Origin of the sequence: Shewanella abyssi (genome assembly GCF_023284025.1) — a bacterium.
Taxonomy (GTDB): Bacteria; Pseudomonadota; Gammaproteobacteria; order Enterobacterales; family Shewanellaceae; genus Shewanella; species Shewanella abyssi.
In genome coordinates, this window is the sequence record NZ_JAKIKR010000002.1 from 90956 (window position 1) to 113003 (window position 22048).

23 protein-coding genes are annotated in these 22048 nt (G+C 44.5%); 17 read left to right on the top strand and 6 right to left on the bottom strand.

Annotation, left to right across the window (positions count from 1 at the left end; translation table 11 throughout):
• The first annotated feature begins 87 nt into the window (after positions 1–87).
• Positions 88–447, top strand: a complete 360-nt coding sequence (locus L2755_RS01875; protein WP_248979054.1) for a YajD family HNH nuclease — start codon at positions 88–90, stop codon at positions 445–447.
• Between the two features lie 57 nt (positions 448–504).
• Here the strand turns inward: L2755_RS01875 and L2755_RS01880 are convergent, their stop codons facing one another.
• Positions 505–750, bottom strand: coding sequence for a DUF1289 domain-containing protein (locus L2755_RS01880; RefSeq protein WP_248979055.1), 246 nt, complete (start codon positions 748–750; stop codon positions 505–507).
• A gap of 345 nt (positions 751–1095) precedes the next feature.
• Between L2755_RS01880 and L2755_RS01885 the strand changes: the two genes are divergently transcribed.
• From L2755_RS01885 to L2755_RS01935, 11 genes are all read left to right on the top strand, one after another.
• On the top strand, positions 1096–2250 hold the full coding sequence (locus L2755_RS01885; RefSeq protein ID WP_248979056.1) for a chemotaxis protein: 1155 nt from the start codon (positions 1096–1098) through the stop codon (positions 2248–2250).
• 734 nt (positions 2251–2984) lie between these two features.
• Positions 2985–3302, top strand: coding sequence for a hypothetical protein (locus tag L2755_RS01890; RefSeq protein ID WP_248979057.1), 318 nt, complete (start codon positions 2985–2987; stop codon positions 3300–3302).
• 268 nt (positions 3303–3570) lie between these two features.
• The gene (locus L2755_RS01895) at positions 3571–4833 is read left to right on the top strand and encodes a methyltransferase (protein WP_248979058.1); all 1263 of its coding nucleotides are present in this window, start codon (positions 3571–3573) and stop codon (positions 4831–4833) included.
• 260 nt (positions 4834–5093) lie between these two features.
• Complete coding sequence (locus L2755_RS01900; protein WP_248979059.1) at positions 5094–6143, top strand: 3-oxoacyl-ACP synthase III; 1050 nt, start codon at positions 5094–5096, stop codon at positions 6141–6143.
• A gap of 96 nt (positions 6144–6239) precedes the next feature.
• Positions 6240–7145, top strand: coding sequence for an alpha/beta fold hydrolase (locus L2755_RS01905; protein WP_248979060.1), 906 nt, complete (start codon positions 6240–6242; stop codon positions 7143–7145).
• Positions 7146–7150: 5 nt separating this feature from the next.
• Complete coding sequence (oleC, locus tag L2755_RS01910; protein WP_248979061.1) at positions 7151–8857, top strand: olefin beta-lactone synthetase; 1707 nt, start codon at positions 7151–7153, stop codon at positions 8855–8857.
• Positions 8858–8863: 6 nt separating this feature from the next.
• Positions 8864–9970, top strand: coding sequence for a 2-alkyl-3-oxoalkanoate reductase (gene oleD, locus L2755_RS01915; protein ID WP_248979062.1), 1107 nt, complete (start codon positions 8864–8866; stop codon positions 9968–9970).
• Between the two features lie 117 nt (positions 9971–10087).
• Complete coding sequence (locus tag L2755_RS01920) at positions 10088–10492, top strand: GFA family protein (RefSeq protein WP_248979063.1); 405 nt, start codon at positions 10088–10090, stop codon at positions 10490–10492.
• A 45-nt stretch (positions 10493–10537) separates the two neighbouring features.
• A complete protein-coding gene (locus tag L2755_RS01925) occupies positions 10538–10690 on the top strand; it encodes a hypothetical protein (RefSeq protein ID WP_248979064.1) in 153 nt (50 codons plus the stop codon).
• A gap of 67 nt (positions 10691–10757) precedes the next feature.
• A complete protein-coding gene (locus tag L2755_RS01930) occupies positions 10758–10982 on the top strand; it encodes an amphi-Trp domain-containing protein (protein WP_248979065.1) in 225 nt (74 codons plus the stop codon).
• A 359-nt stretch (positions 10983–11341) separates the two neighbouring features.
• Positions 11342–12919: a BCCT family transporter gene (locus L2755_RS01935; protein ID WP_248979066.1), complete on the top strand. Its 1578-nt coding sequence runs from the start codon at positions 11342–11344 to the stop codon at positions 12917–12919.
• A gap of 70 nt (positions 12920–12989) precedes the next feature.
• On the opposite strand, the gene L2755_RS01940 is transcribed toward L2755_RS01935, so the two are convergent.
• Together L2755_RS01940 and L2755_RS01945 are read right to left on the bottom strand one after the other, a co-directional pair.
• On the bottom strand, positions 12990–13706 hold the full coding sequence (locus tag L2755_RS01940) for a 3'-5' exonuclease (protein WP_248979067.1): 717 nt from the start codon (positions 13704–13706) through the stop codon (positions 12990–12992).
• Between the two features lie 3 nt (positions 13707–13709).
• Positions 13710–15593, bottom strand: a complete 1884-nt coding sequence (locus L2755_RS01945; RefSeq protein ID WP_248979068.1) for a DUF294 nucleotidyltransferase-like domain-containing protein — start codon at positions 15591–15593, stop codon at positions 13710–13712.
• A gap of 350 nt (positions 15594–15943) precedes the next feature.
• On the opposite strand from L2755_RS01945, the gene L2755_RS01950 reads away from it, so the two are divergent.
• Together L2755_RS01950 and L2755_RS01955 are read left to right on the top strand one after the other, a co-directional pair.
• Positions 15944–16861 (top strand): M14 family metallopeptidase, encoded by a 918-nt coding sequence (locus L2755_RS01950; RefSeq protein WP_248979069.1) that lies wholly within the window; start codon positions 15944–15946, stop codon positions 16859–16861.
• Between the two features lie 9 nt (positions 16862–16870).
• Complete coding sequence (locus L2755_RS01955; protein ID WP_248979070.1) at positions 16871–17269, top strand: GNAT family N-acetyltransferase; 399 nt, start codon at positions 16871–16873, stop codon at positions 17267–17269.
• A 96-nt stretch (positions 17270–17365) separates the two neighbouring features.
• Here L2755_RS01955 and L2755_RS01960 read toward each other — a convergent pair whose 3' ends face one another.
• Both L2755_RS01960 and L2755_RS01965 read right to left on the bottom strand, forming a co-directional pair.
• Positions 17366–17923, bottom strand: a complete 558-nt coding sequence (locus L2755_RS01960; protein WP_248979071.1) for a VOC family protein — start codon at positions 17921–17923, stop codon at positions 17366–17368.
• A gap of 47 nt (positions 17924–17970) precedes the next feature.
• Positions 17971–18474, bottom strand: a complete 504-nt coding sequence (locus L2755_RS01965; protein ID WP_248979072.1) for a L,D-transpeptidase family protein — start codon at positions 18472–18474, stop codon at positions 17971–17973.
• 198 nt (positions 18475–18672) lie between these two features.
• On the opposite strand from L2755_RS01965, the gene L2755_RS01970 reads away from it, so the two are divergent.
• Positions 18673–19506 carry an ion transporter gene (locus tag L2755_RS01970; RefSeq protein ID WP_248979073.1) on the top strand — a complete coding sequence of 278 codons (834 nt, stop codon included), beginning with the start codon at positions 18673–18675 and terminating at the stop codon, positions 19504–19506.
• 101 nt (positions 19507–19607) lie between these two features.
• A complete protein-coding gene (locus L2755_RS01975) occupies positions 19608–21143 on the top strand; it encodes an MATE family efflux transporter (protein ID WP_248979074.1) in 1536 nt (511 codons plus the stop codon).
• A gap of 27 nt (positions 21144–21170) precedes the next feature.
• Here L2755_RS01975 and L2755_RS01980 read toward each other — a convergent pair whose 3' ends face one another.
• The gene (locus tag L2755_RS01980; protein WP_248979075.1) at positions 21171–21386 is read right to left on the bottom strand and encodes a DUF2986 domain-containing protein; all 216 of its coding nucleotides are present in this window, start codon (positions 21384–21386) and stop codon (positions 21171–21173) included.
• A 322-nt stretch (positions 21387–21708) separates the two neighbouring features.
• On the opposite strand from L2755_RS01980, the gene yqfB reads away from it, so the two are divergent.
• Entirely contained in the window at positions 21709–22014 is a 306-nt protein-coding gene (gene yqfB / locus L2755_RS01985; protein WP_248979076.1) for a N(4)-acetylcytidine aminohydrolase, read from the top strand.
• Positions 22015–22048: the final 34 nt, after the last annotated feature.

A 22048-nucleotide genomic window follows, 5' to 3' on the forward strand; every position in this document is an offset into this window, starting at 1 on the left:
TGCACATCTAACTCAGTTACAGCGGATCTATTTCAGTGTTAGTATTGAGCCTAATTGAGTCATTAAACCGAAACGAGATCTACCAACATGGCAACACCAGGGCAAAGTAAATTAGATAAAGTGTTAGCAGAAGCTCGGAACTACAAGGCTAAACGCGAAACCGGTTACCGAGAACAAGCGCTAAAGCTATACCCTTGGGTTTGTGGTCGTTGTACCCGTGAGTTCAATAATGCCAATCTACGTGAGCTAACAGTGCATCACTGTGATCATAATCATGACAACAATCCATCCGATGGCTCAAATTGGGAATTACTCTGTCTGTATTGCCATGACAATGAACATTCAAAGTTTGAAGAGTTGATTCAATACGGCGCAACCACTGAAACTAAAGTCGATGCCGCAACCTACAATCCATTCGCTGATCTCAAAAGCATGTTAAAAAAATAATCGACGTTATTCAAAATCGATACAATATGAAAAGCCGCTATTAGCGGTTTTTATACTTTATGCTGAACTGCTATCAGTGCCTGCTAATCTCGCTTCCGCTTCTAACCATTTTGCTCGGCTTAAAATGGCACTATTCTCACCATCGACCATTTCAGTTTTGCGTTGTTCGAGCTTGGCCCAAACCTGTGCTTTTCTATCCTCACTAGCGTTAGCCCAACCGACTATCTCGTCAATATGGCGATAGCACCCCATACAGTAATCGTCTTCATTTAGCCCACAGCGAGCCACGCAGGGTGATTGCATTTTATTGTGCACCTGTTTGAATTTGCGTCGAAGTGTAATACCAATGGCACGAAAAATATACCCACCCCATTCAGTTAGCTACAGTGACTCTCATTTCCATTGAATGAACAACTATTTAATGGAATGGGCATAAGTTAGCTAGAATTTAGTGACAAGGTTATCGGTTACTGGTTGTTTTTACTTATCCTGATAATTTGGCTCTGACGGGATAGAGTCATCTATCGCGGTGAACAAAAATGTAATGATTTTTAGTTGTAGGAGTCGCTGGTAACGAATGCTAAAATTCGAGTTTAATTACATTTTTAGTTGATATTATTCAGTATGTTGCATTTTAATGGAGGCTTTATGAGAGCGATGTTTCGCTTTAGCTTTGTCGTTGTTGCTAGTGTGTTGCTTGCAGGGTGCTCCCTGGTAGAGATCAAGCTAGAAAGCGGCATTGAACCCTTGCCTAAAGATCAGCTGAATATGCGTGTTTTTAGCCGCGATTTTAGTACGGTTTTTTATAGCCAGGTGGAAAGTACCGCCGATTTGATAGAGCGAAACAGCGATAGCGTGCCGATTAAGTCGAACTCTTTGATGTGGAAAATTAACGCCGAGCAGAATCTGCAACACACCATATTCCAAGCGTCCCCCACTGCTGCCATGGTTGATACCTGGGTATTTACCGCACAGATGGCGCAGTTCTTTGAATTTGGCGCAGGGAAAAATGTGTTTGGTGAGCAGCAGCAAACCGCTATTGATGTCAGTAATCATCTGAGAACTCAGTTTGAACGCACCATTAAAAACTTTGGCGTTGCAAGTTTCCAAAAGAACCAGGGTTTCGTTACGCAGTATGTCGCCAAGCACCCCATTAAAGATATGTCATTTGCCCGCCAATCGGCCTTTACTGATTGGCTTGAGTACAATGAACTGAGTGAGTTTGATGCGGTAACGACCTTTGGTACCGTGCCTGAGGTGATGAGTGATATCTCTGACCGAATGGCGATGATCGCCGAGCAGATGCCAAAAATATTGGGCTGGAAAGCCGAGCTTTATGCGCTGCATTCCAATATTAACGCCGACGAAGTACAAGCCACCTTGGTGAGTATTAGTGATACTTCTGCCAAATTTCAACAGCTGATGGCACAAAGCCCTGAGATGATGCAGGCATTGGCCATAGATATGCGCAGAGAGTTAACGCCATTGTTGACGCAATTAAGTGCAGCAACCGATGACAAACTGAGCCAACTTTCAGTTGAGCGACAAGCGCTGGAGCTGATGGTTAAAAATGAGCGTATTGCATTAGAAGCCATGGTGAGCAGAGAGCGTGCTGCAGCGGCGGTTGATTTAGAGCAAATCTCTGAGCAAACCGTTAAAGTTGTTTTTGAAGAGATCACTAAAACACTCAAGAGTCTCATACTCTATTTTGTGTTGTTCTTGTTGGTGGTCTTTTTTGCGCCGCTGGGACTAGGTGTATGGCTGGGGAAGAGAATGCAGAGATCTGCAGGCAATAAAGTCTAATGGTATTGATTTGTTTAGTTTAGTTAACTTTTATTGGTTTGAATTAGCGTTACGAGTGTTTAGGTTCATGAGTGGTGTTTAATGTTGGATAAGCGAAAGAGGGAGCTCGCTGGGTCAGAGTGAAATTCAATAAATGGGAACTTTGGTGTTAGTGATACCGCTTTTCAAACCCAGTGTAGATATGGCTGAGGCCGTCGAAAACAGGGCCAATTATATTCCCGACATAATTTGGCATTCCCTCCTTCCTTGGAGATCAGATATTTTAGTTGAACTCACAAGGCCAATTCTATTCCAGACAGAATTTGGCATTTCCACCATCCGTGGCGATCAGATGTGCTTGCAGTGAGTCTCAGGCATGTCTGCACATACGCTGGCCGCAGGCCATTGGAACCACTGATGCATCGTTTGAAGTTTAAGATAAAATCAATATCAATATCAACGTCGTGGTGCTTCGCCCATTCTTGTCATTACAGAGTCGAGCCAAGGGTAAAGCGCAAGTCCCCGCTGTTGATTTCATAAGAGTCAATCCTTCAGCGCCCCGGCGAAATTTAAACAGCGAAATTTCCAACGGGGGAGGTTGATTCTTCAAACTAGGTCGTTTATGGGTACTTATTTGGCAAAATAAACCGTTTACAACAACAGCTTACTGATGCTAGCTTAAACCCAGATAGGCGGGCAACTAAGAACGTTATTAAGTTGCTAATACTTAGGCTTAATAACGAAATGAGATCTCAATGTTCAGTAAAACTCTAATAAATAATGCTGAATGGCTTTTAACTGTGAATTTATTAGGCTCACATAAAGCATTTTTTAGAACCATCAATGTTACGAGAAAAGCAACTCGTTATGAAAGGCATCACTTTGTTCGTATTTTAGAATGCATGCAAGATTTAGGTATTAGCATTTCACCTGACTCAAATGAATTCAACGAGGTTGCTGTATTATTTTGTGAATCATTGTTTGGTAACGGTGACGCTCGTTGGCAAGCATTTTTCACTGTTCAACCACATGTACTTGCTGGTCAGTTTATAGAGTTTAACAAATCGTTATAACAAGACACTATTGTTCAGAACTTAGAAAAGTATTTATAAGGCCAAAATTAATTCCCCGCTTTTAAAGACCAAGCTTGTGGTAAACTATTTGCCTAAACCCAAAAGGAGACTCTATCTCCTTTTTTTGATCTAGTCGTTAAAGGTTGCCGCCTTCAACGGAACAAATAGCTAAAACAGAACTTATCAACCCATCATGCCAAAGCACACTTTTTCCATATACCGATCTCCAGTTAAGGCTTTTCCTGCGAACAGTGGAGAGGGCTTTTGAATGTCTGATTTTTCTGTTGAACTGAGTCGGATAGATAAGTTACTGCAGCAAAGCCGAAGCCTGTGGCAGAACCGCAGTTTTGCATGCACAGATCTGCCTTGGAAGGATGATTTTCCGCAATTGGCAAACATTGTGTGGCAACTTAATGATAATGATCTCGATATTATCGATGCGTCACAATCTCATCTTGTGGATACTTTATTACCCGCTCTTAAAAATGATTTGGCGAATAACCATCAAGACTGGGAGCTTAGTTTGTTGGCGCCTAATGGTGGCAACCCAGCCAATGACAAGCAGCAAACACTTGCTGCCGCAGAAGCATCTTTGAGCCTAGCAGGGGGCATAACTGCTGCTGAACAGCCGCACTTTAGTGCGCATATAAAAGGGCGTAAGTGGCAACAGATCACGGATTTTGTTGAACATTTGCCGGATACTAGCCTACCTGTTCTAGAGTGGTGTGCTGGCAAAGGGCATCTAGGGCGCTTGATCGCAAAAGCGACCGGGCGCAGCGTGGTGAGCTTAGAGTGGCAGCAGAGCCTGTGTACTGCGGGTCAGCAGTTTGCTGATAAATGGCAATTACCACAGCGTTTTGTCTGTGGAGATGCGTTTGCGGGGCAGGACGAGCTGTTAACGCAGCAACAGTTAGCCGTCGCGCTGCATGCCTGCGGTGATCTCCATGTCACCTTGTTAAAGCATGCTGCAGACGCAGGAACCCAGCAGGTGTTGATTTCGCCGTGCTGTTATCACCTTATTCAGGCTCAACATTACCAGCCACTGTCAATGGCGGCTAAGACAAGTGACTTGCTACTGAGCCGAGCAGATCTGCAATTGCCTTTGCAACAAAGCATGGTAGCCGGTGCTAAACAGGGGCAATATCGTTTGCAAGAGATGGCTTGGCGTTTAGGGTTTGATTCTTTGCAGCGAGAGATGCGCCAAGTGGATGAGTATTTACCGATCCCATCGATTAAGCAAAGTCAGCTGAATGGCGAGTTCAACACTTTCTGTCACTGGGCGGCTGACAGCAAAAAAGTGCCCTTGATAGACTCGATAGACTGGGCCCATTATCGAGCCATTGGAGGTGAGCGACAACGACTGACTCGACGTATCGATTTAGTGGCACATCTTTTTAGGGCGCTATTAGAAAAATGGCTGTTACTTGACCGAGTTTGCTTTTTAGAAGAGCGTGGCTATCAAGTAAGGTTGAGTGAATTTTGTGCAAACAGTATCACGCCTCGAAATGCACTCATTAGCGCATTTAAATAGAAAAATTACAGATTAATAATCTAATACGTGCGTAACAATTTGTTTATTAAGTTGTAATTAAGTCAGCTATGATTGAATCTGACGTTAAAGAAGTGCCATTTTAATAGCAAAGCCGATGATCGAGTGGATTAAAAAGTCTCAGTTATGAGTTTTTTTATTGAATCATCAGCTTTTTCTTGCTCAAATGGCTGGTTAATAATAAATAATTATCTACATTGGTCGAAAATTGACCCATTTAGTGAGCGATTAAATACAGTTTCATGAAATATTCCCGCGTTTTTATCAATAGCATGGCCTACGAATTAGCGCCTGAAGTTGTTTCGACTTCGGAGCTTGAATCTCGTTTAGCGCCGTTATACAAAAAGTTTCGTATTCCGATGGGGCAACTTGCTGCATTGACTGGGATCCATGAAAGACGTTGGTGGCCAAAAGGGCACAGGTTGTCTGACGGAGCATTAGCTGCGGCGCGCAAGGCAATTGATGAAACCGATGTCCAGATCAGCGATTTAGGCGCAGTGGTATACACTGGCGTTTGTCGTGATCAACATGAACCTGCAACAGCATGTCGTATAGCCGCTGAGCTTGGCGTCTCTAAAGATACGGCAATTTACGATATCAGTAATGCGTGTTTAGGCGTGTTGTCCGGTATTTTAGATATCGCTAACCGTATCGAATTAGGTCAAATCAAAGCGGGTCTGGTGGTTTCTTGTGAATCTGCTCGCCATATTGTTGATATTACCATCGACAAAATGCTTGCCGAACCGACAATGCAAAATTTTGCGCAGTCGCTGGCAACATTAACGGGTGGCTCAGGCGCGGTAGCGGTTTTACTGACCGACGGTAGCTTAAATCTAAAAGGTGCGCGTCAGCATCAGTTGTTAGGAGCCAGTCATCTGTCTGCGCCACAACATTATGATTTATGTCAATGGGGACTAGAAGAAGCAGGTCCTCAGTTATACCGAGAGTTTATGCGCACCAATGGTGTGGCTTTACTCAAAGAGGGAGTTGAACTTGCGCGTCATACCTGGAGCCATTTCTTAGAACAACGCTGCTGGTTAGTTGAGCAAGTCGATAAAGTCATTTGTCATCAAGTGGGCTCGTCAAATCGGCGCAATGTGCTTCAAGCACTGAATATTCCTGAAGAAAAAGAGTTTCCAACCTATAAATTACTGGGCAACATGGGCACCGTTTCATTGCCTGTTACTGCCGCTATGGCCCACGATCAAGGCTTCTTGAAAAGCGGCGATCAAGTGAGCTTCTTAGGTATTGGCAGTGGCTTAAACTGCATGATGTTAGGCCTTAAGTGGTAAATCTACCGGCCAGTAGCGCTTGTTGCTGGCTGCGCCTGACGCATTTGTACACGTCATAGCTCATACATAGCTCAGTATAAAATTATAGGAAGCGTCATGTTAGACACTCTGCACCCCTTTAAACGTAACTTTTTAGATCGAAACGGCAATAAACTTCAGTACGTGAATGAAGGTTCTGGCGAACCTGTGGTTATGGTTCACGGTAATCCGAGTTGGTCGTTTTACTATCGCAATCTGATTAGCGCGTTAAGCGGTAAGCATCAATGTATTGTACCGGACCATATTGGTTGCGGTCTTTCAGATAAGCCTGATGATAGCGGTTACGATTACACCTTAAAAAGCCGTATCGATGATCTAGAAGCCCTGCTTGAGCATTTAGACGTTAAAGAGAATATCACTCTAGTCGTCCACGATTGGGGCGGCATGATAGGGATGGGCTATGCTGCTCGTTATCCAGAGCGTATTAAGCGTTTAGTTATTCTCAACACGGGCGCGTTTCATCTTCCTAAGACAAAACCTTTTCCGTGGGCACTGTCGATTTGCCGCAATACCTTTATTGGTACCTGTTTGGTGCGCGGTTTTAATGCATTTTCATCGGCAGCGTCTTATGTAGGTGTCAAGCGTAAACCCATGCATAAAGATATTCGTGCGGCCTACGTTGCGCCCTTTAACTCTTGGGCGAACCGTATCTCTACCTTACGTTTTGTGCAGGATATTCCGTTAAAGCCAGGCGATCGTAATTACGACATGGTGTCAGATATTGCAGCTAGCCTAGATAAGTTTGCCAAAGTCCCCACCGTCATTTGCTGGGGATTGCAAGATTTTGTATTTGATAAGCACTTCTTAGCGGAATGGAAACAAAGAATGCCCCATGCCCAAGTGCATGAGTTTGCTGATTGTGGCCACTATATTCTGGAAGATGCGTCTGATGAAGTGATTGCTCATATCAGTACTTTTATCGATGAAAATAGCATTGAAGTAGTACAAGACTCGGTGGCGTAGATATCATGACGAGTCCGTTTGAGCGTCAGCACTGTGGTGCCAATCTTTGTCGTCATCTTGTCGACGCTGCCAACAACATTCCTGACTCTCTCGCGGTTGCCGTACAACACTCAAGCGGGCAAGCAATTGACCGCTTAAGCTATGAAGAGATGGATTTTCAAACGCTTAATGCAAAAAGCGACCACATCGCTGCCGCACTGATCCAATTTGGCCTCAGCCCCGGCATGAAAGCGGTGCTGATGGTAACCCCCAGTATCGACTTCTTCTGTTTGACCTTTGCCCTGTTTAAAGCGGGCATTATTCCTATCTTGGTCGATCCTGGCATGGGGGTTAAAAATCTCAAGCAGTGTTTTATAGAGGCCAAACCCGATGTGTTTATTGGGATCCCTAAAGCGCATATTGCCAGACGATTATTTGGTTGGGGTAAGCATAGCGTTAAACACCTGATCACTGTCGGTGGCGGCAAACTGGTAAACAGATTCACCGGGGCGATGAACCTCGAGCAAATCGTCAGTAAGGTCAGTGATACTCAAGCCTTTAAACTGCATTGGCTAGCGGATGATGCCATGGCGGCCATTTTGTTTACCAGTGGCAGTACCGGCACACCGAAAGGGGTGGTCTATTCCCATAAAATGTTTGAAGCGCAAATTAGCGCCCTTAGACATGACTACGCCATTAAGCCGGGTGAGCGTGACCTAGCCACTTTTCCGCTATTTTCATTATTTGGTCCCGCACTGGGTATGGCGTCTATTGTGCCAGACATGGATGCCAGCAAACCCATCACTGCTAATCCCGATTTTATCTTTGCTGCGATTGAAAAATACCAATGTAGCAATATGTTTGTTAACCCGGCATTGATAGAGCGTTTGGGTCAAGCGGGCAGTCAGGGCAAGCATCGCTTAAACAGTATCAAGCGCGTGATCTCGGCGGGTGCGCCTGCCACCATCTCATCGATTAAGCGCTTTAGCAGCATGCTCAATAGTGATGTTGAGGTACTTAACTCCTACGGTGCGACAGAGTCTTTACCGTTAAGTAAAATCGGTAGCCAAGCACTGTTTAATACCACAGATGTGACAGATAACGGCGGCGGTATTTGTGTTGGACAAGCCATTACTGACGTTGATATTAGCATTATCGATATTGATGAGAACCCGATTGCAAACTGGAGCGATGCGCTAAGACTGCCAGCTAACCAGATTGGCGAAATTGTGGTTAAAGGCCCGATGGTGAGCCGTGCTTACTATCACAGAGAAAGCGCGACTGTTGCGGCCAAAATTAATGATGGCACTGCAATTCGCCACCGGATGGGCGATTTGGGCTATCTTGATGATAACCGCTTATTGTGGATGTGCGGCCGTAAGGCTCACCGAGTAGATGCGATAACGGCCGATAACACAATACAGCGCTATTACTCTATACCAACTGAGCGAATTTTTAATACCCATGCTGAGATAAAACGCAGTGCGCTGGTGGGTGTGGTGATAGCGGGCAAGCTAACTCCGCTAGTCTGTATCGAGCTTAATCAAGCGGTGGCTTGTTCAAAGTCGAGTTTGTTGTATGGGCAGCTGCGAGAGCTTGCTGAGCAACATAGCCACACACAGGGGATTGAGCGCTTCTTAATTCATGCTGATTTTCCTGTTGATATTCGTCACAACGCCAAAATATTTAGAGAGAAATTGGCCGTTTGGGCCCAGAAACAGATCAAGGAATAGTTGATTGTGTTTGACAATAATTCGTTAGTCCCCGCTTTAACTGACTTTGCCGCTTTAGAACAAGCTGCACTGCTCAATTTGAAATCCCATGCATCACACGCATTTGTCACCGGCGCAGGTGGATTTCTAGGTAAAGCCATTTGTGAGCGCTTGCTGGCCGTGGGCATCGAAGTAACAGGTTTTGCCCGTGGTGATTACCCCTCGCTTTCAGCGATGGGCGTCAACATGATAAAGGGCGACCTTGCTGATGAGGCTGCAGTGTGTGCGGCCATGCAAGGCTGCGATATTGTATTCCATGTCGCCTCTAAAGCGGGGGTGTGGGGCAGTAAGCAGAGCTATTTTTCGCCCAACGTGGATGGTGCTCGCTATATCATCAACGCCTGTAAACAAGCTAATATCAGCAAACTTATCTATACCAGTACGCCTAGCGTGACATTTGCAGGTCTTGATGAGAATGGCTGTGATGAATCGGCGCCGTATGCAGAGCATTATCTGAACTTTTACGGTGAATCAAAAGCGGTTGCCGAAAAGATGATGATAAGCGCTAGCGGTGAGCAAACCGCAGCAGGGCAATTGCTGCAAACCGTGTCATTACGACCGCACCTTATTTGGGGACCAGGCGATCCACATCTTGTGCCACGGGTACTGGAGCGTGCTACAGCAGGGCGCTTAAAATTGGTGGGTAAACAAGACAAACTGGTCGATACCATTTATGTTGGTAACGCCGCTTTTGCGCATATATTGGCAGCCGAGCGATTATGCGCCGCCAGTGCGCAAGGCTTGCAGGCTCCGTGTGCAGGTAAAGCTTATTACCTCAGTAATGACGAGCCCATTACCATGGCTGAGATGCTCAATAAAATCCTCGATTGTAAAGGGTTACCGAATGTGAGTAAGCGGGTACCCACCTCTATAGCCTATGGTGTTGGCGCGGTACTGGAAACCATTTACCATTTATTGGGTAAATCGGCAGAACCGATAATGACCCGCTTTGTGGCAAGACAGCTCTCGACCAGTCACTATTTTAATATCGATGCCGCTAAACGCGATCTTGGTTACAGTGCTGTTGTCAGTATTGATGAAGGTATGCAACGACTTAAAAAGTCGCTAGATTAGTGTGAGTGTGCTCGCCTAGCCACTCGCTGTATATGCTCAATCAATAGAATTATTTATCAAAGCAACTATTGATACAGCTATTAATACAGCTATTAAAGAAACCCAAGGAGTGGTGTTATGCACAAAGCCAGCTGTAACTGCGGTCAATTGTCTTTATCGGTGACAGGTGAACCCGTTCGAGTTTCAGTGTGTCACTGTAACGCCTGTCAAAAACGCACCGGCAGCGCCTTTGGTGTTCAAGCTCGTTATCAACTAAGCCAAGTCACCTATACTGGTGTTAGCCATCACTATCAACGTGTTGGCGATGAAGGCGCAGTGATCACTTTTCAATTTTGTCCCAATTGCGGCGGTAACCTGTGGTTCACCATGGATCTCATGCCAGATGTGGTGGCTATTCCACTGGGTAACTTTGCCGATGACGGCATATCAAAAGAGCAGCTAGCCGCTCCTACTGTCGCAGTGTACCAAACTCGCTGTCTCGACTGGGTCAAACTCGCAGGTATTGACGAGGTATATGACTAATCTATTTGTGATATATGAGTCAGTTTTTAATTTCACGGAATCGAAATGGAACGATTTGAAAGCAAGTTGATGTTGTTTCTCTCAGCATTACTACCGATGAATCGTGTGCTTTTACCTATAAGATCACCGACCGCTAAAGAGTGGCACACTAAATGGATTGTAAATGGCGAGCAGAGCCTACGGCTAAAGCTCGACTAATGTTGTCATAGTATGGTTCGAGTTATATACATCATTAAAAGTATACCAATGCACAGGGAGTATCTAAATGACAAAAAAAGCACAGCGAGATATCGAGAAAGGCTACACCAATGCAGAATTTGCCGCAAAATTGCGGCGCTTGGCTGATTCGTTAGAGTCCGGTGAAAAGTTTGAGATACAGATTGCAGGCGAGCGAGTCTATGTTCCTGTTCGCGCCGAGTATACCGTCGAACACGAACGCAGTGATGACGAAGAGGAGATCGAGTTTCAAATAAAGTGGTCGCTAAAATAGCGTTATACCGTTTTTACAGTCTCGATAATATAGGGCTCGGTATTGAGGGGATCTCTTCGATAGCGTTCCTTTTAGTTTATCTAGTTACTGAATATACGGTTGTAGCTGCCTCGCTATTTTTGTGTGAGTGGCTAAATATCTATCCGCCAAAATTTTCCTAATTAATATCCCTTCAATTTGGACTTCTGAGCAAATGCATTTAGCAATCTGGCTAGGTATTTTTATCAGTAATTTCTAAACTAAAGCCTGGAAGGTGACATGAAACGTGAATGCTTTATGCATTAGGCTGCAAGTTGCCGTCAAATAACGTAAAATGAAAGGTACATTATTCGAATGAAAGTTGTTCTAAATGAGGACCAATGAATACTAACAAAGATAAATACAGTATTGATAATACTGACTATACAGTCGGACAAGATAACATTCAAAAATGGGGTTTTGATGTTCACAACCCTGTTTTTGGGATCAGCGCAGCCTTAATCGGACTCTTCTTAATCGCCATATTGCTGGTCGACCCAGAAACATCAAAATCCGTATTAGATGGCATAAAATGGCAGATCATTGGGGCATTTGATGGTTTGTTTATGTGGTCTGCCAATATTTTTGTGCTGTTTTGTTTAGCAATGATTGTCTCTCCCTATGGAAAAATCCGTTTAGGGGGTGATGAAGCAAAAACCGATTACTCGATGATGTCATGGATAGCAATGTTATTCGCTGCTGGCATGGGTATTGGATTAATGTTTTGGGGAGTGGCAGAACCTGTTGCCTACTTTACTGGTTGGTACGAAACACCACTTAATGTTACTCCAAACACACCAGAAGCCGCTAAGCTGGCGCTTGGCGCCACCATGTTCCATTGGGGACTTCACCCATGGGCAATTTATGGTGTGGTGTCACTGTCGTTAGCATTTTTCGCTTACAATAAAGGCTTACCGCTTTCCATGCGTTCAGTCTTTTATCCAATTCTAGGCGACCGTACCTGGGGCTGGCCTGGGCATGTTGTAGATATTCTCGCGGTACTTGCGACGCTGTTTGGTCTTGCGACTTCTCTTGGATTGGGTGCGCAACAAGCTGCCAGTGGTTTTCACCATGTGTTCGGCATTGAAAACGGTTTAATGCTGCAAATAGCCATCATATTTATAGTGACTTTACTGGCCATTGTGTCGGTAGTCCGTGGTATAGATGGTGGTGTAAAGATCATCAGTAATGTCAATATGCTGCTGGCGCTGGCGTTAGTGTTGTTTGTTATTTTGGTTACTTTTGCCGTATCCATGGGGACCATTCCAATAACCGTCATGGGATACATTGAAAATATAATTCCATTAAGCAATCCAATTGGCCGAGAAGATGAGGCTTGGATGCATGGTTGGACTGTTTTCTATTGGGCTTGGTGGATTTCATGGTCTCCTTTTGTCGGCATGTTTATTGCTCGTATTTCACGTGGACGTACCATTCGTGAGTTCATGACGGCAGTACTGATTGTGCCTACGGTGGTAACTACACTGTGGATGTCAGTATTTGGTGGCGTTGCAATTGATCAAATCGTTAATAAAGTCGGAACGCTCGGTGAAAAAGGGTTAACCGAAGTGCCACTTGCAATGTTCCAGATGTTTGATGTATTGCCGATGGGCAACATCTTGTCTCTACTTGCTATTGTATTGGTGCTGGTCTTCTTTGTGACTTCATCAGACTCAGGCTCACTGGTTATCGATAGCATCACCTCTGGTGGTAAAGTCGATGCACCTATACCTCAGCGTGTATTCTGGGCATTTATCGAAGGCGCGATTGCTGCAGGTCTTGTTTGGGTGGGTGGCTCTGAAGCCATTGAAGCCTTGCAAGCGGGTGCTATTTCAACTGCCCTGCCATTCACCATTATTCTATTGGTGATGTGCGTCAGTTTGATAATGGGGCTACGAACAGAAAAGCGTCCTGGTTAATCTGCTGCACCGTTAGCTAAAAATAGGGCCGAGTGACGTAGTATTTATAGACTGCGTCACTCGGCCTTTTTTATAGCCAAAGCTTCTTGATGGGCGTTTCTGGGCCAAAGTGATGATGAATTTGCGCTTGCAATAACTCAGCGGTAGCAATGGCGTCGGTCAAGGCATCGTGTGGCGGATAGGTTGGCAGGTTATAACGGCTACGACTATTGGCAAGTCGAATCGATTCTGTACGAGGAGTTCTAAACCAGTCGATAAATTTTTTCGGACGCGCCTGCTGAATATCAGCTTCAATCTGCATGGTATCGATAACGGGGAAAACAATCCCTTCATTGATTAAGCTTCTAAGCGCCGCATCAAAGAAGTCACGTTCAATTCTGCGGTAATGCACTACCACAATTTTACCTGCCAGTTCATCCAATAACTGCTCTAAGATCCGCAGTAGATCCGGCGCACCTTTCAGATCCGAGTGGGTAATACCGTGGATAATGATTGAGTCTTCTTGGAGTTTATCTTCTGGAGTGATAAACCAGTGTCTCGCCTGCCTACAAGCTATTCTTTGCAGGGTAAATGGAACTAAACCAATGCTTATAATGCTGTTTTGATTTGCATCTAGACCGGTAGTTTCAAAGTCTAAGGCGACAAAATCAATATCTTTAAGTTTAATTTCTTCATGGTAAGTACTGGCATTATAAAAGTGAGTGAGGCGGCTATCTTTACTTTCTTGCGCTTTAATTTGCAAAAAGGCTTGCCAATTTAACACCTCTTGATTACTGAAATCACGCATTGTTTACCCCTGCATACTGTTGGCACTGTAGCGAAATTTTAAAAAGTTTTGCGCACTGCTTAAGACTAAGAAGGCATCTTTTAGATTGCGCCTTTCAAAATCGGACATGTTTTCCGGTTCAATATTATTATCTGGCTCTTGCTCTGACTCGATGTCTAACGCTTGATGGCGAATACGCACCAAAGAGATGAACTCCATTGCATGTTGCAGATCTTTACCTTTTGACGGCGGCAAAATACCCGCTTCAATAATGTCTTCTAAGCGATCAAATGAGTTCTGCGACTGGGAGCCGATAGCAAGAGCGTGCACACGAATAAGATCCGCTAGCGGCGCCGTGCCGCGCCTTTTCAAGTTAATAGAGTTGTTGTGCCGGCCATCTTTTTCCATCACAAAGTCTTTAAAGAAGCCCAGCGGTGGGGTACGGTTGAGTGCGTTTCTAGCAAGACAAGCTAAGAAGCGGTTGTTCTTTTTGGCTTTTCTAAGAATAAAGGCATTCAGTTGTTCAGCCCATTTTTGTCTGCCATAGACACCATAGAGATCGAAAAATATTGAGCTGTTTAGCAGAGCTTGTGGGTTGGGGTTTTCAATCCAATCTGCGAAACACGCTTCCCATTGGGATTGTGTTTTTCGATACTCAGGGTTAGTCGCCATGATATCACCGGTACAATAGGTGTAACCACATGCGGCTAAGCCGTCGCAAACAAAGGTCGAAAGCTCGCTAAAATAGTCACCATGCAACGACTCTTGGTAGTTATTATCTAAAATGATCGCATTGTCTTGGTCGGTAACAATCAGTTGTTCATCGCGCGCCATAGAGCCTAATGCTAAGAAGCAGTATGGCACCGGTGGTGGACCGAATTTTTCTTCGGCGAGCTCCAATAAGCGTTGCTTGAAGCTGCGACCGATTTCCGACATCGCGCGACCCACCATGTGTGAGTTGGCATCTTCGTTGATCATGCGCACAAAACAGTCTTTGAGTTGATGGGATAGCATAATCAAATCATCAACGCTGTTTTGCTGAAAAATACTGCTAACAATGAGCAGGCTATTTTGAGATTCGTAACGGATGATATCGGTGACTTCAATTAAACCAATGGGTTGTTTATTTTTTAATATAGGTAGGTGATGTACGTTATAGCGCAGCATTAACAGCATGGCTTCAAAAATATAGGCATTGTGATCCAGCGAGATAAGCTCAGTCGACATTACCTCGACTACTTGAGTATCAAAATCCAATCTTTGCGCGATAACTTTTGCACACAGATCGCGCTCTGTAATAATGCCAACAAAGCTATTGCCGCCTTCATCGGCTAGATTCGGATCATTGATGATTGCCGCCGAGACATTCTCTTCAGACATGATCTTGGCCACGTTCTGAATCGTGGTGGTCGTCGGTAGCATTACAGGCGCGCCACTAAGCAAGGTCTTTACTTTTGACGTGGTTAGAGAGTTGGCATCATCGCTATTATCTTCTACCGCTTGCTGTAATCGAATACTGCCTTCGACTTCAACAAAGTCGGCAAAGGCGTCATAGCGTTCACAAAAATCTTCAAAGATAGTTGCTGGAATGCAGTATAAAAGGGTGTCTTTAAGTGATTTTGCTGGGAAGCGCACCTTATTATTAGTCAGTAGCCCCATCTGCCCAAATAAGCCCCCTTGGTCAAGGCGGTTATAGAGCTCACCAGTACGGCGATATATTTCAACGGCACCACTGCGGATCATAAACAGATCGTGTATTTTATCGGTAAAGCTGATGATCATATTGTCAGCTCGGTAGTATGAGATCTCGACACTTTTTGATATTTCGATTAACGCTTCTTCAGGCAGTTGATCAAAAGGGGGATATTGGCGGATGAAGTTACGAATTTCAAGTAGCTCGACTTCCATTGTTCGCTCGATATAAGTGATGATTTGAATATATAACAGTAGTATATACTCACCTTACCTGAAGATGGAGGATTCAGTGGGGATTTAATTGGCTTTAATCTAGGTCAATTATTGCTGCTTAACGAACACTCAAATCCTCCTTGGTGCTTGCATTAGCTTAAAAGTGAATAACCCTGTCTACGTTAATGCGCTTAGAATTGAACTGGCACTTTATTTATATGAATAAATATTGAATTAACTAAATGGTGATTGAAATTCGCCAGGGTGATGTTTATGCTTCAGCAGCACTGAAGACCCTATAAAGATCTTAAAAGAATTAGTAAATAGTCACGTAAATAAAAGGAAAATCGATGAACTCTCCACAACGTTACCCTATAGGTTCAACTGGACAGAAATGGAGCGATGCTGACAAGTCTGCTTGGCTTGCTATGCAGTCTGTTAAGCGCTCATATCAAGAGCAGGTACTCAGTAAAGTGCTAGCGTTAGGTGGGCAATTTACCTTGGAGCAATATGGGGCGCTGTCGTGTGATGAGGCTCGTTATCCTTTATATGCACTAAAGAGCCGTGATTGGCAGTCGACAAAACCGATAATATTAGTCACCGGCGGCGTACATGGCTACGAGACGAGCGGTGTACAGGGGGCTATTCGTTTTATGGAGACAAAAGCACTGGCTTACGCTGAACATTTTAATATCGTGCTTATCCCCTGTGTTAGTCCTTGGGGTTACGAGACCATTAACCGCTGGAACCCAAGTGCTATTGATCCCAATCGCTCATTCTATCAAGACAGCCCAGCAGAAGAATCTGCCGCTTTACTGGCGTACCTAGCCCCGATTAATGCTGATATTTTTGCGCATATCGATCTACATGAAACCACTGATAGCGACAATAGCGAATTCAGACCCGCGTTAGCGGCAAGAGATGCTGTGGTGCATGATAACTGGAATATCCCTGATGGATTTTATCTCGTAGGCGACACCATTAACCCGCAAACCGCATTTCAAAAGGCCATGATTACGGAAGTGGAGCAAGTGACACATATTGCCCCTGCTGATGACGGTGGCAAGTTGATCGGTGTTGAATTGGCGCAGTTTGGGGTGATTAATTACGCCACTAAGGCATTGGGGTTGTGTGCAGGGTTAAGTGGCGCAAAATATGTCTCGACGACTGAAGTATACCCAGACAGTCCGCTGGTGGACGGTGAGAACTGCATTATCGCTCAAGTCGCTGCCATCAGCGGTGGTTTGGATTACTTATTGAGTTTATAGAGACGTAAAATGGAACATCAACTGATAGAGGCAGTGGTGAGTGCTGCAGATTTTGTGCGCTTAAGGGACATTGCTGGCTTATCACCGCGCACTTATGCGGCGGCAAAGCAGGGCTTACCCAATAGCTTGTTTGGCGTAAAAATCTGTATCGCGGGGCAAACAATAGCCATGGGACGGGTGGTCGGTGACGGCGCTCTGAACTTTGAGATTGTTGATATCGCGGTTGATCCTGCCTACCAAGGTCAAGGATTTGGACGACTCATCATGCAGAGTATTATGAATTACTTGGATAGAGCTGCTTTCAAAGGAGCTTACATTACCTTGATGGCTGATGTGCCAGAGCTTTACAGCAAGTTTGGTTTCAAATTAAGCCGCCCGGCGAGTGAAGGGATGTTTATCATTAAATAAGGCTGAGCTAACTGGAAACAATAAGGCTAGTTTTGCAGTATAGACGATAGGCATTGAAGGTAAAAACAGCAACTTAATGGGTTGCTGTTTGTCTATCTAAACTTCCGATGCGATGACGGCTTTAATACCGAGGGGGTGAACTTTAACGCACAGCCCCTTTTTCTTAAATGCGATGGTTGGGTTAGCGAGTCGTTCTTTATCGCCCTTTGGTGAACTTTGCTTTACCTTAATATCGGTTTCGCCAGCGATGATAGCTGCTAATGCAGGCACTGCATTAATAAGTTGCTGGCTCAATGATCCACAATCGATAGCATCGCACTTAAAGACCAGTTCAACATGTTCCCAGCCCTCTTGTGGGTATGTTTTCTCACCAGGATAGGGCAGTTCAACACAATCAATAGCGCTGTTATTTAACATTAGTGGCGAATCAAGCTCAATAATCAGTATGGGTCTGCCATTGATCATGTTGTCAGAGATAATGTTACCGTGTTTTGCAAATTGATAGCGGAGCTCATCTGCAGCTTGCGGCGTATTGACACGTAAAGCGCAGTGGTCGCATTCCAAATTCAGTTTGTCTAAACCCAGTTCAGTGATGAAGGCAGCAATTGACTGACTGAAACTCGGCCAGCTTTGGTTTAATTGTTCGTATGTCATAAGGGGTCCTGATAAAAGCCCGACAGAGTCGATAAGAGTATCGACGTTTAAGGCCAGATCTCGATGGGAGTACCAGCGTCAATGGCACGCCATAATTCATCCATTTCAGTATTGGTCACAGCGATACAACCATCGGTCCAATTGTAATTTTGCGCCTCTTTTGGACTAAGGTTGGAGTTGGGGTTCTCACCATGGATCATGATTTGTCCTCCCGGCGAAATACCTAAGGCATCCGCGCGTAAGCTGTCTTCATCATTAGGATAGGAGATATGAATTGAGCGATAGTAGGCACTGTCTAACTTTTTGTAATCCAGTAGGTAGCGGCCTTCTGGAGTGCGTTGGTCGCCCTCTGTTAGTTTGTGCCCTACGGGGTTATCGCCCATCGCTATTCGATAGGTTTTAAATATTTCACCTTGGCTTAATAAGGATAAACTCGCTGTTGATTTGGTGACTATGACCAAATCGGCTTTGTTGCTAGCCAGTGCTAGGCTCGAAATTAGGCTACACAGCAGCAGTGTTACTTTTAACATCGAGAAACAGAAAAAACGCATGTACAACCCTGAGCGTAACGCCCTTAGCTGGTGAATAATTTAGCTTATGTTACCTGAAAAACAGCTGATTGTTGATGGATCCGCTTAAGATTATTTTTGAGCTCTGCTTGTTTGCGTGTCACACTATACCCATCCAACCTGTAGATGCAGGATTCAGTGGGAATTTACAGCACTTTATGGCAAGGAACAGCGGTCAAAATGGTAAAAGAAACGGACACGGAAAGTTTATTTAAGCTTAAGCTTCGTCGAATAATTTTTGGCACTGATACCCCCGCGGGTCGCTTCTTCGATATCAGTTTGATTGTCTGTATTGTGATTAGCGTTGTGCTGGTTTTTCTTGATACCGTTGCCCATATCCATGAAAAATATGGTGATATTATCATTATATTGGAGTGGTGCTTTACCGTTATCTTTACCGTGGAATATCTACTGCGTTTATATTGCTCTGCCAGTCCTTTGAGCTACGCTAAAAGCTTTTATGGGGTAGTGGACCTATTATCGGTGCTTCCCACCTACTTGGCCTTAGTTTTTCCTGGTGCAAATTTCACCATGGTGATCCGGGTGCTAAGACTGTTTAGAATTTTTAGAGTGTTCAAATTATTACGCTACTTAAGTGAAGGTAATATATTGCTGCGAGCCATGCGGCAATCGAGTCGTAAAGTGTTTATCTTTTTCTTTTCGGTCAGTTTAATCGTCGTAGTGCTAGGCTCAATCATGTATGTTGTTGAAGGTCCAAACAATGGCTTCAGTTCCATACCTAAATCCATTTACTGGACCATAGTGACGATTACCACAGTGGGCTATGGCGATATTACCCCCGCGACGAGCTTAGGCCAGGCCATTGCTGCATTTACCATGTTATTGGGCTACTCCATTATTGCCATCCCAACCGGTATTTTAACCGCCGAAATATCCCAAGAGATTAGTAAGCATAGAGATCTACGCCGTTGCAGTAATTGTTTGAAAGTAGGTCACGAAAGCGGCGCACTGTATTGTGATAAATGTGGTAGTGAACTTGAAGCGGACATTTAGTGTTGCTTGAGTTAAGCGGATTTCGCCGATGACATTCAAAATAAAGTTACCCTAGATTAGAATCATAACGCATCAAAATTAACCACAGACTAAGAGGTTTTATGGCTGTAGCCAAGTTTGTACAAGGATCTATTCTGCGTCATATATTAGTGATGAGCTCAACGGCCGCCGTTGGTATATCAGCGCTGTTTGTGGTCGATTTAATGGATATCTTTTTCCTGAGTTTATTAGGTGAACAAGAGCTTGCCGCAGCCGTGGGTTATGCCGGCACGATCTCATTTTTTACCACCTCTATTGGTATTGGATTATCCATTGCTTTAGGCGCATTAGTGTCCCGCGCTATTGGCGCAAAAGAAATAGAAAAAGCCAAACGGTTATTGCTTAATAGCGCCGTGGTGACGCTAGTCATCAGCGTGGTTGTTGCTATTTGTGTGTTCATTTTTATTCCTGAGCTACTGGCTCTGGTGGGTGCCACAGGAAAAACGGCTGAGTTAGCCGCGAGTTACCTCTATATTTTAGTGCCTTCCATGCCGTTAATTTGCTTAGCAATGGCCCTTGGTAGTGCGTTAAGAGCCGTTGGCGATGCAAAACTGTCGATGATCTCAACCTTGGTTGGTGGCGGCGTTAACGCCGTTTTCGACCCTATTTTTATCTTTATGTTTGCCATGGGCATAGAAGGCGCCGCCGTTGCTTCAGTTTTAGCGCGTTTAGCGGTATTGGTCGTGGCTGCGAGAGGGGTTATTGTTAAGCACAATCTATTTGGCCGCTTTAATAAAGAGCATTTTATTGCCGACTTGACGCCAATTTTTGCGATAGCTGGGCCTGCAATGCTAACCAATGTTGCTACCCCTATTGGTAATGCGGTTGTCACCCGTGCCATTGCAGATTTTGGTGACAGTTATGTGGCGGGGTGGGCCGTTTTAGGACGCTTAATCCCTGTTTCATTTGGTATGATTTTCGCGCTCTCTGGTGCAGTGGGCCCGATTGTTGGACAAAATTATGGTGCGATGGAGTTTGGCCGGGTGAAGGAGTCATTAACCCGTGCTATCCAGTTCTGTTGCGCCTATGTATTAGTGGTTTCGGTACTATTGTTTTTCAGCCGCAACCAGATCATTAGTGTGTTTGACATGAAGGGTGATGCAGCAGAGTTGATACTATTTTTCTGCAGTTATATAGCGGTCTTTTTCATCTTCTCAGGGGTATTATTTGTTGCCAATGCGTCGTTTAATAACTTAGGCAAGGCCAAGTATTCAACGCTGTTCAACGTGGGAAAAGCAACGATAGGCACTATCCCGTTTGTGTATTTCGGAGCTCTGTGGGGCGGCGTTCATGGGGTACTTGTAGGCCAAGCTATTGGTTCAATCATCTTTGGTGTGCTTGGTGTATTAATGGCTTATCGCTTAGTGGATAAAGTAAGAGGTGTTGCTGAAAGACAGACTGAAACCACTGGCGCGTTTCAAACGACAGTCGCTGAGGTAACAAGTGAGTTTGATGAGGAACTCAGTTTAAGCAGTCAAAGCCCATTGTCTTCTTCATGTACAAATATGGCCATGGTGACAGAGGAGCAAGATTGCGAAGCAAGTAATGAAATCGCTGAGCTTATTGGTGTAAAAGGAGAAGGGTCTTCAACCAAGTAAGCTCAATAGCTTAAAACAGCTGGCTAATTAGCCAGCTGGAGTGGTGTCTACATCGTTAGCATCGATAGATACTTCAGCCTCGGTAGTGCTCTGTGCCGCTAATTCTTCAGCTTCGAGTTTCGCTAAATTCTCAGCACGTTCAGCCTTGGATACGTATTTTTTGATCGTAGGTGGAGTGTGCTTATTAAGGCGAGCCTTAGCACGCTTAGCCGTCATTTTGATCATTTTCTGTTTTTTGTTCATGTGTTCTCTACGATGCGTCAGTCTAAGACAATTTTAGCGCATAATACGCCAAGCTTGAAATCGGAAACGGATTTTACCTTAAACCACACATCTTGGCTACTGCACCTCATAAGTTACTCCATTGAAGCATAGCCAGCCTTTACTTTGACAAGGCTGTAGCGCTGTTACTTTTTGCATGATTAAAGTCACGGTTCAAGAGCTAGGTGCCAGCGATTGAATGTTGAGTCTGCTAAAATGAGCCATTACTCAGGCGCTACCTAGGTCAATGGTTTTCTGTAACTGAGCATCGTGATTTGATATTCGCCCCCCCTAAAGGACTCTAATGGAAACACTGACTTTTTTTCAGCGATTTGAAACTGATATTTTGGCTGGCCGCAAAACAATTACCTTAAGGGATCAGGCCGAGTCTCATTATCAGGCGGGTCAACAGGTTAAACTGGCGAATTTGGAAAGTGGTCGTTGTTATGGCCAAGCATTGATTTTATCGGTTGAATGGGTTGATTTCGACCAGCTTAATCAACAGCATGCAGTGCAAGAAAACATGTCTCTAAATGAACTTAAAAGCTTGATTAGAGAGATCTACCCAGCAATCACTCAACTGTATCAAATCGAATTTAAGCTTATTTAACCATAGGCTTAATCCAGCTTCATTTATTCAAAAG

Bases quoted from the DNA above. Each gene is read 5' to 3' on its own strand.
- L2755_RS01875 (WP_248979054.1), top strand. From the start codon at position 88: ATGGCAACACCAGGGCAAAGTAAATTAGATAAAGTGTTAGCAGAAGCT.
- oleC (WP_248979061.1), top strand. From the start codon at position 7,151: ATGACGAGTCCGTTTGAGCGTCAGCACTGTGGTGCCAATCTTTGTCGT.
- L2755_RS01890 (WP_248979057.1), top strand. From the start codon at position 2,985: ATGTTCAGTAAAACTCTAATAAATAATGCTGAATGGCTTTTAACTGTG.
- L2755_RS01905 (WP_248979060.1), top strand. From the start codon at position 6,240: ATGTTAGACACTCTGCACCCCTTTAAACGTAACTTTTTAGATCGAAAC.
- L2755_RS01900 (WP_248979059.1), top strand. From the start codon at position 5,094: ATGAAATATTCCCGCGTTTTTATCAATAGCATGGCCTACGAATTAGCG.
- yqfB (WP_248979076.1), top strand. From the start codon at position 21,709: ATGGAAACACTGACTTTTTTTCAGCGATTTGAAACTGATATTTTGGCT.
- L2755_RS01975 (WP_248979074.1), top strand. From the start codon at position 19,608: ATGGCTGTAGCCAAGTTTGTACAAGGATCTATTCTGCGTCATATATTA.
- L2755_RS01895 (WP_248979058.1), top strand. From the start codon at position 3,571: ATGTCTGATTTTTCTGTTGAACTGAGTCGGATAGATAAGTTACTGCAG.
- L2755_RS01965 (WP_248979072.1), bottom strand. From the start codon at position 18,474: ATGCGTTTTTTCTGTTTCTCGATGTTAAAAGTAACACTGCTGCTGTGT.
- L2755_RS01930 (WP_248979065.1), top strand. From the start codon at position 10,758: ATGACAAAAAAAGCACAGCGAGATATCGAGAAAGGCTACACCAATGCA.
- L2755_RS01980 (WP_248979075.1), bottom strand. From the start codon at position 21,386: ATGAACAAAAAACAGAAAATGATCAAAATGACGGCTAAGCGTGCTAAG.
- L2755_RS01940 (WP_248979067.1), bottom strand. From the start codon at position 13,706: ATGCGTGATTTCAGTAATCAAGAGGTGTTAAATTGGCAAGCCTTTTTG.
- L2755_RS01960 (WP_248979071.1), bottom strand. From the start codon at position 17,923: ATGACATACGAACAATTAAACCAAAGCTGGCCGAGTTTCAGTCAGTCA.
- L2755_RS01935 (WP_248979066.1), top strand. From the start codon at position 11,342: ATGAATACTAACAAAGATAAATACAGTATTGATAATACTGACTATACA.
- L2755_RS01920 (WP_248979063.1), top strand. From the start codon at position 10,088: ATGCACAAAGCCAGCTGTAACTGCGGTCAATTGTCTTTATCGGTGACA.
- L2755_RS01925 (WP_248979064.1), top strand. From the start codon at position 10,538: ATGGAACGATTTGAAAGCAAGTTGATGTTGTTTCTCTCAGCATTACTA.
- L2755_RS01955 (WP_248979070.1), top strand. From the start codon at position 16,871: ATGGAACATCAACTGATAGAGGCAGTGGTGAGTGCTGCAGATTTTGTG.
- L2755_RS01970 (WP_248979073.1), top strand. From the start codon at position 18,673: ATGGTAAAAGAAACGGACACGGAAAGTTTATTTAAGCTTAAGCTTCGT.
- L2755_RS01880 (WP_248979055.1), bottom strand. From the start codon at position 750: ATGCAATCACCCTGCGTGGCTCGCTGTGGGCTAAATGAAGACGATTAC.
- L2755_RS01885 (WP_248979056.1), top strand. From the start codon at position 1,096: ATGAGAGCGATGTTTCGCTTTAGCTTTGTCGTTGTTGCTAGTGTGTTG.
- L2755_RS01945 (WP_248979068.1), bottom strand. From the start codon at position 15,593: ATGGAAGTCGAGCTACTTGAAATTCGTAACTTCATCCGCCAATATCCC.
- L2755_RS01950 (WP_248979069.1), top strand. From the start codon at position 15,944: ATGAACTCTCCACAACGTTACCCTATAGGTTCAACTGGACAGAAATGG.